Origin of the sequence: Nocardiopsis sp. MT53, assembly GCF_019598965.1 — a bacterium.
Taxonomy (GTDB): domain Bacteria; phylum Actinomycetota; class Actinomycetes; order Streptosporangiales; family Streptosporangiaceae; genus Nocardiopsis; species Nocardiopsis changdeensis.
Map to the genome: position 1 here is coordinate 5,751,289 of NZ_CP080599.1, position 13,098 is coordinate 5,764,386.

The following is a 13,098-nucleotide window of genomic DNA, read 5'->3' on the forward strand; positions in this document are numbered from 1 at the left end:
TGACCCCCCACCGCGGGGCCGCACCCCGGGCCGGGTGCGGCCCCGCCGCCGTACCCGCCCCGGCCCCTCACGCCCCCAGATAGCGCAGCACCGCCCGCACCCGGCGGCTGTGCCCCGTCCCGTGGTCCAGGTCCAACTTGTCGAAGATCGCGTTGACGTGCTTCTCCACCGCGCTCAACGACACGTGCAACCGCTCCGCGATCGCCGGGTTGTTCCACCCCTGCGCCATCTGCTCCAGTACATCGCGCTCACGCGGCGTCAACCGGGCCAGCGGATCGGGCCGGGCGTGCGCCAGCAGCCGCCGCACCACCTCCGGGTCGAACGCCGCCCCGCCCGCCACCACCCGCTCCAGCGCCGCCAGGAACTCCCCCACATCCGCCACCCGGTCCTTGAGCAGGTACCCCACCCCGCCCGGCGACCCCGTCAACAGCTCGGTCGCATAACGCCGCTCCACGTACTGCGACAGCACCAGCACCGCCACACCCGGATGCCCCGCACGGATCTCCAGCGCCGCCCGCAACCCCTCGTCGGTGTGCGTGGGCGGCATCCGCACGTCCACCACTGCCGCATCCGGCGCGTGCCGCACCACCTCGGCCACCAGCGCCCCGGCATCCCCGACCGCCGCCACCACCTCGTGCCCCTCCTCCTCCAAAAGGCGCACCAGACCCTCCCGCAACAGGACCGAGTCATCGGCGATCACCAGACGCATGAACCCTCCACCCTCCTCGAAACGCCCCTCACCCCGGCAGCACCGCGCACACCGTCGTCGGCCCGCCCACCGGACTGTCCACCGACAGTGTGCCGTCCAAAGCCGCCACCCGCCGCGCCAGCCCCGTCAACCCGCCCCCCGCCGGATCCGCCCCGCCCCGGCCGTCGTCCCACACCCGCAACTCCCAACCACCGCCCCCACCCGTCAGGTGCACCGCCACCTGACCGGCCCCCGCGTGCTTGACCGCGTTCGTGATGGCCTCCCGCGCCACGAAGTACAACGCCGTCGCCGGCACCCCCACCGGCACCGGATCGGCCGACACCCGCACCGCCACCGGCAGCGGACACCGGTCGGCCACCTCCGTCAACGCCGCCTCCAACCCCAACGTGTCCAACGCGTTGGGGTACACCCGCCAGGCCACGTCCCGCAGCTCCTCCAACAGCACCAGCGCCTCGGCGTGGGCATCGCGCACCAGCCCCGCCGCCCGCTCCGCGTCCCCACCGCGCCGCGCCCGCCCCAACAGCATCGACAACGCCACCACCCGCTGCTGCACCCCGTCGTGCAGGTCCCGCTCGATACGGCGCCGCTCCTCGTCCACCGCCCGCACCACCTCCGACCGCGTACGGGTCAGCTCATCGATACGCCGCACCATCAGATCCCGGGTACTGGGCCCCACCAGGCGCCGCGCCAACAGCGCCTCCACCGACGCCACCGCCTCGGTGCCCGCCCACAGGAGCCCGGCGGTGCCCAGGCCGAAGATCGCCCCCAACGACAACGAGGACACGTGCATCCGCACCCCCGTCATCCGGATGTCCACCGCGGAGGCGCCCCCGGTCAACGCGTCCCACACCAGACCGACCCCGAACAGCACCGCCAACCCGCCCAGCACGAACAGCAGCAGCGACGCCACCAACGCCACCGGCAACCGCGCCACCAGGTACAGCACCCGCGCACGCACCCCCGGATCGGGGTGCACCGCCCGCCCGTACCAGCGCGCCAACCGCCCCAGGTCCCACTCGGCGACCCGCACCGCCCACCCCGCCACCGCGGGCCGCAACGGCGGCCACAGCGCCGCCGGCGCCGCCACCACCCACAGCACCGTCACGGCCGCCGTCACCTGCCCCGCCCACGCCCCCGCCAGGGACCGGGCGAACCGCCCCGCCACCGCCGCGACCGGCTCCCACCAACGACCCGCCACCGCGGCCCTACCCCCGCTCACCTCAGGCGTCGCGGCGGGCGAGCACCACCGCACCCGCCGCCAGCGCCACCGCCGACCAGCACAGGAGTACCACGCCCGCCGCGAACGGCCCGATCCCCACCGGCCCCAACGCCAGATCGGTGTCCATGAACCCCGCACCGGCCACGAACAGCGTCCGCTCGCCCAGCACCACCGACAGCTCGCCGCCCATCATCAACAGCATCACCGGCAACCCCACGATCAGCAGGAACAGCGTGGTCAGCGCCCCGGCCACCGACCGCAGCGCCGCACCCGCCCCCAGCGCCGTCACCGCCACCAGCGCCAGGTACACACCCTGGCGCAGCACGGACACGACCGCCTCGCCCGCCTCCAGCGTCCCGTACCCCGCCAGGTAGGGGTGGGACATCACCGCGAACGACAGCACCGTCCCGACCGCCGCGGCCACCACCCCCAACACGAACACGAACCCCGCCGCCACCACGGCCTTGGCCGCCAGCAGCCGCCACCGCACCGGCACCGCCTGCAACGACGCGTGCAACGACCGGGAGGAGTACTCGGTGGTGATCACCGGCAGCACCAGGCCGACCACCACGAACTGCACCACCCACAAAGTGGCGTAGGCCGCCATCTCCGAAGCCGGCACCTCCGCCACCGGCACCGACCCGTTCTGGGCGTTGGACACGGTGGAGACCGCCACCGACGGCGCCACCGCGCACATCAACGCCAGCGCCACCGCCGCACCCCACCAGGTGGTGCGCACCGACCGCAGCCGCACCCACTCCGCGGACACCGCCGCACCCAGGTCCGACAGGGCACGGCGCAACCCGGCCGGCCTTCCCACAACGGCAACGGACATCATCGCCCTCCCCCGTTCCGGGCGGTGTACTGCACCGCGTTCTCGGTCAACTCCCGGTAGGCCTGCTCCAGCGAGGCGTCCCGGGTGCGCAGCTCGTGCACCACCACCCCCGCCCGGTGGGCCAACTCCCCCACCCGCTCCATCCCCAGGCCGGTGACCACCAGTTCGGTGGGGCCCGGCCGCTCCACCCCCGCGCCCTCGGCCTCCAGCGCGGCCACGAGGTCCTCCGGGTGGGGGCTGCGCACCACCACCGCCGTCCACGCGCTGTGCGCCAGCACCTCGGCCAGCGGCGCGTCGGTGATCAGCCGACCCCGCCCGATCACCACCAGGTGGTCGGCGGTCAGCTGCATCTCGCTCATCAGATGGCTGGAGACGAACACCGTCCGACCCTGCCCGGCCAGCTCCCGCATCAGCTCACGGATCCACCGCACCCCGTCGGGGTCCAGCCCGTTCACGGGCTCGTCGAACAACAGCACCCCCGGATCCCCCAACAAAGCCGCGGCGATCCCCAACCGCTGGCTCATCCCCAGCGAGAACGTCCCCGCCCGCCGCCGCGCCGCACCCTCCAGCCCCACCTGCTCCAGCACCTCGTCCACCCGCCGGTCGGGGATGCGGTGGGTACGCGCCAACGTCAACAGGTGGGCGCGCCCGCTGCGCCCCGGGTGCACGGCACGGGCGTCCAGCACCGCACCCACATGGTGCAGCGGCCGGTCCAGCTCCCGGTAGGGGCGCCCGCCCACCAGCGCCCGCCCCGACGTGGGGTGGTCCAAACCCAGCACCATGCGCATCGTGGTGCTCTTGCCCGCACCGTTGGGCCCCAGGAACCCGGTGACCCGCCCCGGGCGCACCTCAAGGTCCAACGAGTCCACCGCCAACACGTCGCCGTAGCGCTTGGTCAATCCCCGCAGGGTGATCATCGGCTCTCCCGTCCTCGCTTCCCGACGGTGCCCATGCTGGCCGCCGCGCCCCGGCCCCGGCCATGGTGCCGCCCGCCGAAGAGGGGTGCGGTTTACCGCAGGACACCCCGCCGCGACCTCTGGTAGGGTCACACCATGCAGCGCGCCCACAGCACGACGACGCCGGAGATGCCACCGGCGCGCTGACTCTTGCACTCAACGAAGCCCCGGGGCGCACCTCCCCGGGGCTTCGCGCATCCGGTGGTCCGCCCCCGCACCCTCGGGAGGAACCCGTGACCACCGCCGACCACCGCCGCCTGGGCCGCGACCTGGACCTGTTCGACACCGACCCCCTCATCGGCGCCGGGCTGCCGTTCTGGCTCCCCGACGGCGCCACCGTCCGCCACACCCTGGAGGAGTACGTGCGCGGCCTGGAACGCGAGGCCGGGTACGTGCACGTGTACTCCCCCGCCCTGGGCAAACGCGCCCTGTACGAGAAGTCCGGCCACTGGGCCCACTACCGCGACGGCATGTTCCCGCCCCTGGACGACGGCGGCGACCAACTGGTGCTGCGCCCCAGCCTGTGCCCCCACCACGCCCTCCTCTACCGCTCCCGCGGCCGCAGCCACCGCGAACTGCCCCTGCGCGTCGCCGAACTCGGCGACATGTACCGCCACGAGCCCTCCGGATCCCTGGGCGGCCTCACCCGCGTACGCGCCATCCGCCTCAACGACGCCCACATCTTCTGCACCCCCGACCAGGTCGTCGACGAGACCGCCGACGCCCTGGACCTCATCGGCCGCGCCCACCGCGCCCTGGGCATCACCCCCCTGCGCCACCGGCTGTCCCTGCCCGGCCCCGGCGGCAAGTACGCGGGCGAGGCGGCCACCTGGGAACGCGCCACCGGCCTGCTGGTATCCGCCCTGGAACAGGCCGGCCTGGACTGGGAGGAGGGCCCCGGCGAGGCCGCGTTCTACGGACCCAAGATCGACGTGCAGATCGCCGACCCCGCCGGACGCGAATCCACCCTGTCCACCGTCCAGGTCGACCTGCACCAGCCCGAACGCTTCGACCTGCACTACACCGGCCCCGACGGCGCCCGCCACCGGCCCGTCATGGTCCACCGCAGCGTCATCGGCAGCATCGAACGGGTCGTCGCCCACCTCATCGAGGTCCACCAGGGCGCCTTCCCCGCCTGGCTCGCACCCCTCCAGACCATCGCCCTGCCCGTGACCCCCGACCAGGAGGCGGCCGCCGCCCACCTGGCCGACCGGGCCCGGCGGCGCGGACTGCGCGCCGACACCGCCCCCGCCGGCACCGGCGCCCTGGGCGCCCGCATCCGCACCCACCGCCTGGTGCCCTACCAGGCCGTCATCGGCGCCCGCGAGGCCGCCCAGGACACCGTCGCGGTACGCCTGCGCGACGGCCGCCGCCTCCCGCCCCTGCCGGCCGAGGAGTTCCTGGACCGGGCCGCCGCCCTGACCGCCGCCCACACCACCGACCTGTGGGACGAATGAAACCCCCGGTACCGGGGGCCGGCCGACCAAACCGCGCCCCCGGCACCGGAATACGACGGTAGCCTCAACGCGTCAACACAGTGCGGGGAGGAGAACAGGGTGACGGACAGCTGGACCGCGATCGACTTCGAGACCGCCAACCAGGACCGGGGCAGCGCCTGCGCCGTCGGCCTGGTCAAGGTGCGCGACGGAATCATCGCCGACCGCCACACCACCCTGATCCGCCCGCCCGCCGGGATCGACTTCTTCTCCCGCCACAACATCGCCGTCCACGGCATCACCCCCGACGACGTCGCCGACGCCCCCACCTGGCAGAGCGTCCACGCCCGCATCGTGGAGTTCGCCGACGGCGACCCCCTGGTCGCCCACAACGCCCCCTTCGACATGGGCGTCATCGCCCAGGCCTGCGCCCGCACCGGCCTGACCACCCCCGACTGGGACTACGCCTGCACCCTGGCCCTGTCCCGCCGCACCTGGGCCGAACTGCCCGACCACCGGCTGCCCACCGTCAGCGCCCACATCGGCCACCGCGTCACCCACCACCACCGGGCCGACGCCGACGCCGAGGCCGCCGCCCGCATCGCCATCGCCGCCATGGAACGCCACGGCACCACCTCCCTGGCCGACCTGGCCCGCGCCGCCGGCAGCGCCCTGCGCCGCCTCACCCCCCTGCCCCCCGCGGCCCCCGGGGCCGCCGCACCGGCCCCCCAGGCCTTCGGCGAGGACCGGTTCGCCCGCTGGCAGCGCGCCGCCCGCACCGACCTACCCGCCCCCTCCCCCGACGCCGACCCCTCCGGCCCCCTGTACGGCAAGGTCGTATGCGTCTCCGGCGACCTGGAGACCATGGACAAACCCGAGGTGTGGCGGCGCATCGCCGAGGCCGGCGGCACCCCCGCCAAGAACGTCACCAAGAAGACCGACATCCTGGTCATCGGAGGCCACGACGGCCCCGGCAAGACCTCCAAGCACCGCCAGGCCGAGACCTACGCCGAACGCGGCCAGGCCATCGCCTTCCTCACCGAGGCCGACCTGCTCCTCCACCTGGGCATGACCACCGGCGCCTGAACACACGACACGAAAAAACGGGGGCCGCCCGCACCGCGGACGACCCCCCTCGCTCCTGCCCGTCACCGCTCCGCGCGCTGGCGCGGGAACCGCAGGATCGCACCACTGCCCGCGGCGGGCTCACCGTCGTCCAGCACCTCACTGAACCCCGCATCAGCCATCACCGCCGACCGCAGCATCAGCGCACTGGCCGGAGCCCGGAACGCCGCACCCGGATCGTCCAACCCCTCGGGCTTGGCCGCCACCAGGATCGGCGCGGTGGAAGACCCCCACAGCTCCGGCTCACCGTCGCGCTCGGCACCCAGCAGCAGCGTGCGCACCCGCGCCTCCGACAGCATCGGCAGCGTCGACTCGGTACCCCGCACCGCCTGGTCCTGGGCGAGCTTCTGCTCGAACTCCTCCAACGCCCCCTTCTGGGAGTCGGCCACGAAGGCGCGCAGCGCCTGCGCCGCGGCCTGGTGCAGGCGCTGCTCCGCATCGGGCCCGCCGCGACCGCCCGGCACCACCTCGATCGGGATGGAGAGCCTGCGCTCATGGATGTTGTCGCGCAGATACGAGATCGCCTCGTCGTCCCCGCCCACGATGATGATCCGGGCATCGACCTCCGCCACCGCCTCACGCACCAGCTCGGCCAGCCTCGCCGTGTTCTCCCGCCAGGTCTCCAAGTGGTACTGCTTGCGGACGTAGTCGCCGTTGTACCCGCCCAGGCTCCCCGGCCCCCCGCGCCCCATCGTGTCGATGTTGTGCAGGTCCGCACCGGTGAAGTCCCTCTCCGACACCGGCCTGGGATCGGGGTCGCCCGCATAGGCGAACACCTTCGCCTTGACCCGGTCCAGGGCCACCAGCGCGTACGGCAGGTGCCGGCCCCGGTCCACCACCACCGGCAGCGCGTCGGGGACCGGCGCCCACAGCGCCCGGTCCCGCGCCGGCGGCTCACCCAGCGTGTACTCGCCCAGCAGCCGCCCACCCGACGCGAACAGCGCCTGGCCGTGGTCGCCGTAGGCCCGGGAGGAACCCTCCCCGACCGCCTCCTCCAGCACGTCCAAGGTCGCCTCATCGGCCCCCTGGGCGCTCAACCGCTCGCGCAGGTGCCGCCAGCGCAGCTCGATCTTCTTGTCCGCGTCGGTGGTGTCACGGCTGGTGTCCAGATGCACCGAGGCCACCGGGGCGTCGTTGTCGTACAGCGGTCGCAGAAAACCAAGGTCCATGTATCCGCGGGGCGCGATCCTGGCCTCGCCCCGCCCACCTCCTTCTCGGGGTCGGCCTGTCGGGCCATCCTCAGCTGAGGGTGATGCCACCGTAACCGCCCACGTCGGGGGCGACGCAAGTCCTTGCCCAACGATTCCCCGACCTTGCCCGAAGCCCGGGCGTGCGACCCGACACGACACGCACGCCCCCGGTCGGGTACGCACACCCCCGCACCCCCTAGCGTCGAAGACCGGACCGAAAGGAGCACGACCGTGCTGGAGGCACTGAACCGGGCACTGGACCTGGTGGAGGAGGACACCTCCCGGCCGGTGGACGTGGCACGGATGGCGCGCGCGGCACTCACCTCCGAACACCACCTGCGCCGCATGTTCACCTCCCTGGCCGGGATGCCCCTGTCGGAGTACGTGCGCCGCCGCCGGCTCACCCTGGCCGCGGTGGAGGTCGCCCAGGGCGACGCCACCCTGCTGGACATCGCCGTCCGCTACGGCTACGGGTCCGCCGAGGCGTTCGCCCGCGCCTTCCGCGCCCTGCACGGGGTCGGCCCCGGCCAGGCCCGGCGCACCGGCGCGGTCCTGACCTCCCAACCGCGCATGACATTCCGACTGACCGTGGAAGGAGGTACCGCCGTGCGGTACCGGATCGTGGAGAAAGAGGCGTTCCGCCTCGTGGGCTACCGGGCACGCGTACCCCTGGTGCACGAAGGCGTCAACCCGGACATGGACGCGTTCGTCCGCGGCCTGGGCGAGACCGCCTGGGAACGCCTGGCCGCCCTGTCCGACGGCGAACCCGGCGGAGTCGTCTCGGCCGTCGACAACATCGAACCCGAACGGGCCGAGGGCAGCCTGCTGGACTACTACCAGGCGGCGGTGAGCACCGCCCCCGCCCCCGAGGGGATGGACGTCCTGGAGGTCGCGGCGGGCACCTGGGTGGTGTTCCCCTTCGAGGACGCGCCCTTCCCCGAGGGCATCCAGCGGGTATGGGTCGACGCCTACGGCCAGTGGTTCCCCTCCCACCCCACCCACCGCACCGCCCCGGGCCCCGAACTCGTCACCGCCGACTACGGCGAGGACGGGTCCACCGCCTCCGGAGAGGTCTGGGTGCCCGTCGAACGCGTGTGAGACCCGGCCCCCGCCTCGGCCGCGCGCACCGCCCGCGTGGTCAGGCGGGCCGCCGACACCGCCACCAGGACCGCACTGAGCACCCCCGCCGCCAGGAACGGCGCCGACAGCGCCCACACCCGCCCCACCACCGGCTCCAGCATCGCGGCCAGACCCCCCGCGGCCAGCGCCCCCACCGGCGCGGTCCCCCACCCCACCGTGCGGTAGGCCGCCAGCACCCGCGACAGCAGGTGCCCGGGAACGATGCGCTGGCGCAGCGACACCGTCACCACGTTCCACCACATGGTGAAGAACCCCACCGCCACGAAGCACACCGCGAACACCCACACACGGTGCACCGACCCCACCAGCAGGTAACCGACCGCCTGCACCGCCAGGGCGGCGGCCAACGCCACCCCCGGCGCCACGAGCGGCACCAGCCGGTGCACCACCTGCGCCCCCAGCACCATCCCCACCGACACCGCCGTCAACAGCAGCCCGAACCCGGCCGCCCCCACCCCCAGCACGTCCCGGGCGAACAGCACCAGCACCGCGGCGTTCATCGACGCCGCCAGATTGGACAGGCCCAGCACCACCGCCAGGGTGCGCAGCAACCGGTGCCCCCACAGCCACCGCACCCCCTCACCCACCAGGACCCGCAACGGCACCGCCGCCCCCGCCCCGGCCACCGGCGTGAAATCCCCGCGCAGGGCCAGCAGCGCCCCCACCGCCCCCGCCGCCAACAGGGCCTGCGCCCCGAACGCCGCCGCCGCGGACACCGCCACCAGCACCCCCGCCAACGGGGCGCCCGCGAACCGGCCCGCGACCTCCTCCACACTCCACAGCATCCCGTTGGCGCGCTCCAGGCGCTCGCGCGGCACCACCATCGGCATCAGGGACTGGGCCGTGTTGTCGAAGAACACCTCGCACACCCCCACCAGCAGCGCCGCGGCGACCACCACCGGCACCGGCGCCGCCCCCACCGCCGCCAAAGCGGCCAGCACCACCAGGACCAGCGCCTTGCCCGCCCCCGCCCGCACCATCAGGCGGCGCCGGTCCATCCGGTCGCCCACCGCCCCGGCCACCAGCGCCCCCAACCAGGGCAGCCGCCCCGCGGCCGCCACCACCGCCACCGCGACCGGGTCACCGGTCAACGTCGCGGTGTACCAGGGCAGCGCCACCAGGGCGATGCCATCCCCCAGGTTGCCCAGCGCCCCGGCGGCCAGCAGCCGCCGATACCCCGGGCCCAGCGGCGGGAGCGTACTGCCAGGAGCCGCCATGGGGCCTCGCCTCCTCGGTCCGGGAACGGTGCGCGCCATCCTGGCACACCCCGCCGCCCCACAGGGGCCGCTCTGCGCACCGCAGAACCCGAACCCCCCACATGTACACTTGTACATGTACGTTTGTTCCAGAAACCGTGGAGCGCCCCCGTGACCGACACCGACCGCGACCCACCCCGCCCCCGCGACCCCCAACGCCGCCGCCGCGCCATCATCGAAGCCGCCGCCGACCTCATCGTCGGAGAAGGCGCCGCCCACCTCACCCACCGCCGCGTCGCCGCCCGCGCCCAGGTCCCCCTCGGCTCCACCACCTACTACTTCGCATCCCTCACCGAACTCAAGACCGCCGCCCTGGAACACCTCACCCGCGAAAGCGACACCTGGCTGGAACAGGTACGCACCACCCTCGCCGACCACCACGGCGACCCCCGCGGCCTATGCGACCTCATCGCCCACTACCTCGCCGACCGCGACCAGGTCGCCACCGACTTCGCCCTCGCCACCGCCGCAGCCCACGACCCCGCCCTCCGCCCCCTGGCCCTGACCTGGTTCAACGGCCTCGTCGACGCCCTGACCACCTACACCGACCCCCACACCGCCCACGCCATCGCCGTCTTCACCGACGGCGCCCTCATCCACGCCCTCCTCCACGACACCCCCCTGGACACCGACACCCTCTACCGCTCCATCACCGCCCTCACCCACACCGCCCACCCGAGGACCCCATGACCACCCACCCCCCGCCCACCACCACCCGGCGCCGCCGCTGGGCCGGCCTGGCCGTCCTGTCCGCCGGCCTCCTCGTGGTCGCCATGGACATGACCGTCCTCAACGTCGCCCTCCCCGACCTGGCCGCCCACCTGCGCCCCACCGCCGCCCAACAGCTGTGGATCATCGACATCTACTCCCTGGTCCTGGCCGGCCTACTCGTCCCCATGAGCGCCCTGGCCGACCGATGGGGCCGCCGCCTCCTCCTCCTCACCGGATTCACCGTCTTCGGCGGCGCCTCCCTCCTGGTCCTGCTCGCCGACACCCCCGCCACCGTCATCGCCGTACGCTCCCTCCTGGGCGCCGGCGGCGCCATGATCATGCCCACCACCCTGTCCATGATCCGCAGCCTCTTCCCCGACCCGCGCGAACGCGCCACCGCCCTGGGCGTCTGGGCCGCCACCTCCTCCCTGGGCATGGCCGTGGGCCCCATCCTGGGCGGACTGCTCCTGGAACACTTCACCTGGCACGCCGCGTTCCTGGTCAACGTGCCCGTCATGGCCGCCGCCCTGGCCGCCGGCCTGCTCCTGCTCCCCGAAGCCCGCGACCCCGCCCCCGGCACCTGGGACGCCACCGCCACCGTGCAGGCCATCGTCGGCATGGTCGCCCTGGTCTGGGCCATCAAACACTTCGCCAAGGCCGGCCCCGGCGACCCCGCCGCCTGGGCCGCCCTCGCCGCCGCCCTGGCCGTGCTCACCTGGTTCGTCCTGCGCTGCCTGCGCCGCCCCGACCCCCTGCTGGACGTGCGCCTGTTCGCCCGCCCCCAGTTCACCGCCGGAGTCCTGGCCGCACTCACCTCCATGCTGGCCATGGCGGCCCTGCTGCTCCTGGTCGCCCAATGGCTCCAACTGGTCCTGATGCTGTCCCCGTTCATGGCCGGAATCCACCTCACCCCCATGGCCGCGGGCGCCGTGATCGCCTCACCCCTGGCCCCCCGGGTGGCCGACCGCATCGGGGCGCGCGCCGCCCTGTCCGGCGGACTGGCCGTCGCCGGAGCGGGCCTGGCCCTGCTCCACCTGGCCCCGCCCCTGGTCCCCGTCGTCCTGACCGCACTGCTGCTCATCGGCTGCGGCGCCGGCGCCCTCACCATCGCCTCGGCCATCATCATGTCCGGCACCCCCGCCGCCAAGGCCGGCAACGCCGCCGCCATCGAAGAGACCGCCTACGACCTGGGCAACGTCCTGGGAGTGGCCGTCCTGGGCTCCACCGCCGCCGCCCTCTACCGCGCCCGCCTGGACACCGCCGGCATCACCGGCCCCACCACCACCGAACTGGCCCACGCCCGCGAATCCCTGGGCGCCGCCCTGGAGATCGCCGAACGCACCGGCACCACCGAACTGGCCGCCCGCGCCGGCACCGCCTTCACCGACTCCCTGTCCCTGACCGGCCTCATCGGCGCACTCGTCATGCTCACCGCCGCCGCCGCGGTCTTCGCCCTGGTCCCCCGCCGACTGGACCTGCACACCCAGCACCACTGACACACACCGCCCCCGCCCCCAAAGAAACGGGGGCGGGGGCGGGGACAGCAGGTCAGATACCGGTCCGGCTCAACCGCGTACGCGAACGCTCCAAGAACCGGCGCAGCACCTCGTTGAACCGCTCGGGCCGCTCCAGATTGGGCAGATGACCCGCCCCCTCGATGATCTCCACCACCGAATCCGGGATGCGCACATGCATCGCCTCGGTGAACTCCGGCGGCGTGAACCCGTCCTCCTGCCCCGCCACCAACAGCGTCGGCGCCGAGATACGCCGCAGCAACGGCAGATGGTCGGTACGCTCGGCCCGCCCCAGCAGCGCCGCCGCCGCACCCTCCGCCGGCGCCGCGTACATCATCGCGCGCACATGGTCGGCCACCGCGGGCAGCGCCCGCACATTGGCCTCGGTCATCATCCCCACCAGCATCTCGTCGGTGTAGCCCACCATCCCCTCGGCCCGCAGCCGCGCCGCCACCGCCCGCCGCGACGCCCGCCCCTGCTCGGTCTCGGCATAGGGGTTGGTGGCCGCCAGCGTCAGGGAGTCCACCCGGTCCGGGAAGAGCCGGCACAGCTCCAGGGCGATCTGGCCGCCCATCGACAACCCCACCACCCCCACCGAGTCCAACCCCACATGCTCCAGCAGCGCCGCCAGGTCACGGGCGAAAACATCCATGGTGGTGACCCCCGGAACGACCGTCGTACGGCCGTACCCGCGCAGATCCGGCACGACCACCCGGAAACCGCGCCCGGCCAGCGCCCGGACCTGCGGCTCCCACAAGGTGTGGTCGAAGGGGTGCCCGTGCACGAACAGCAGCGGATAGCCCACGCCGCGGTCCACATAGTGGACGTCGATACCGCGCACGCGGGCTGTACCCGTTCCGTCACCGTTCACCGGGTTCGTCTGATGTGCCACAAGAAACGATGCTATTCACGCGCGCAAGAGCATCGATCCGTGGGGTACCGCCCACCCACGGGGAAGGGCCGTAGGCGGTCCCTCGACACCTACGGCCCCCGCGCACCGCGACCTC

At 73.7% G+C, this 13,098-nt stretch carries 12 protein-coding genes; 5 read left to right on the forward strand and 7 right to left on the reverse strand.

The features are described from left to right. Window positions 1-67: 67 nt before the first annotated feature. The 4 genes from K1J57_RS25620 to K1J57_RS25635 are packed head-to-tail and all read right to left on the reverse strand — an operon-like array spanning window position 68 to window position 3,680. The gene (locus tag K1J57_RS25620; protein WP_220561284.1) at window positions 68-709 is read right to left on the reverse strand and encodes a response regulator transcription factor; all 642 of its coding nucleotides are present in this window, start codon (window positions 707-709) and stop codon (window positions 68-70) included. A 28-nt stretch (window positions 710-737) separates the two neighbouring features. Next, window positions 738-1,907, reverse strand: coding sequence for a sensor histidine kinase (locus K1J57_RS25625; RefSeq protein ID WP_255646593.1), 1,170 nt, complete (start codon window positions 1,905-1,907; stop codon window positions 738-740). 22 nt (window positions 1,908-1,929) lie between these two features. After that, window positions 1,930-2,763 (reverse strand): ABC transporter permease, encoded by an 834-nt coding sequence (locus K1J57_RS25630; protein WP_255646594.1) that lies wholly within the window; start codon window positions 2,761-2,763, stop codon window positions 1,930-1,932. Then, window positions 2,763-3,680 (reverse strand): ABC transporter ATP-binding protein, encoded by a 918-nt coding sequence (locus tag K1J57_RS25635; protein WP_220561286.1) that lies wholly within the window; start codon window positions 3,678-3,680, stop codon window positions 2,763-2,765. Before K1J57_RS25635 ends, K1J57_RS25630 begins: the two co-directional genes overlap by 1 nt. Before the next feature lie 272 nt (window positions 3,681-3,952). On the opposite strand from K1J57_RS25635, the gene thrS reads away from it, so the two are divergent. Together thrS and K1J57_RS25645 are read left to right on the forward strand one after the other, a co-directional pair. Further along, window positions 3,953-5,176 (forward strand): threonine--tRNA ligase, encoded by a 1,224-nt coding sequence (thrS, locus tag K1J57_RS25640; RefSeq protein ID WP_255646595.1) that lies wholly within the window; start codon window positions 3,953-3,955, stop codon window positions 5,174-5,176. A gap of 99 nt (window positions 5,177-5,275) precedes the next feature. Next, the gene (locus K1J57_RS25645) at window positions 5,276-6,241 is read left to right on the forward strand and encodes an exonuclease domain-containing protein (RefSeq protein ID WP_220561288.1); all 966 of its coding nucleotides are present in this window, start codon (window positions 5,276-5,278) and stop codon (window positions 6,239-6,241) included. 62 nt (window positions 6,242-6,303) lie between these two features. On the opposite strand, the gene K1J57_RS25650 is transcribed toward K1J57_RS25645, so the two are convergent. Then, window positions 6,304-7,449, reverse strand: coding sequence for a hypothetical protein (locus tag K1J57_RS25650; RefSeq protein ID WP_220561289.1), 1,146 nt, complete (start codon window positions 7,447-7,449; stop codon window positions 6,304-6,306). A 252-nt stretch (window positions 7,450-7,701) separates the two neighbouring features. Between K1J57_RS25650 and K1J57_RS25655 the strand changes: the two genes are divergently transcribed. Next, window positions 7,702-8,568 carry an AraC family transcriptional regulator gene (locus K1J57_RS25655; protein WP_220561290.1) on the forward strand — a complete coding sequence of 289 codons (867 nt, stop codon included), beginning with the start codon at window positions 7,702-7,704 and terminating at the stop codon, window positions 8,566-8,568. Here the strand turns inward: K1J57_RS25655 and K1J57_RS25660 are convergent. Beyond that, window positions 8,508-9,827: an MFS transporter gene (locus K1J57_RS25660; protein ID WP_220561291.1), complete on the reverse strand. Its 1,320-nt coding sequence runs from the start codon at window positions 9,825-9,827 to the stop codon at window positions 8,508-8,510. The genes K1J57_RS25655 and K1J57_RS25660 overlap by 61 nt on opposite strands. Window positions 9,828-9,977: 150 nt before the next feature. On the opposite strand from K1J57_RS25660, the gene K1J57_RS25665 reads away from it, so the two are divergent. Then, entirely contained in the window at window positions 9,978-10,556 is a 579-nt protein-coding gene (locus K1J57_RS25665; protein WP_255646596.1) for a TetR/AcrR family transcriptional regulator, read from the forward strand. Beyond that, window positions 10,553-12,073, forward strand: a complete 1,521-nt coding sequence (locus K1J57_RS25670; RefSeq protein WP_220561292.1) for an MFS transporter — start codon at window positions 10,553-10,555, stop codon at window positions 12,071-12,073. Before K1J57_RS25665 ends, K1J57_RS25670 begins: the two co-directional genes overlap by 4 nt. A 52-nt stretch (window positions 12,074-12,125) precedes the next feature. Here the strand turns inward: K1J57_RS25670 and K1J57_RS25675 are convergent, their stop codons facing one another. Beyond that, window positions 12,126-12,932: an alpha/beta fold hydrolase gene (locus K1J57_RS25675; protein WP_220565792.1), complete on the reverse strand. Its 807-nt coding sequence runs from the start codon at window positions 12,930-12,932 to the stop codon at window positions 12,126-12,128. Window positions 12,933-13,098: the final 166 nt, after the last annotated feature.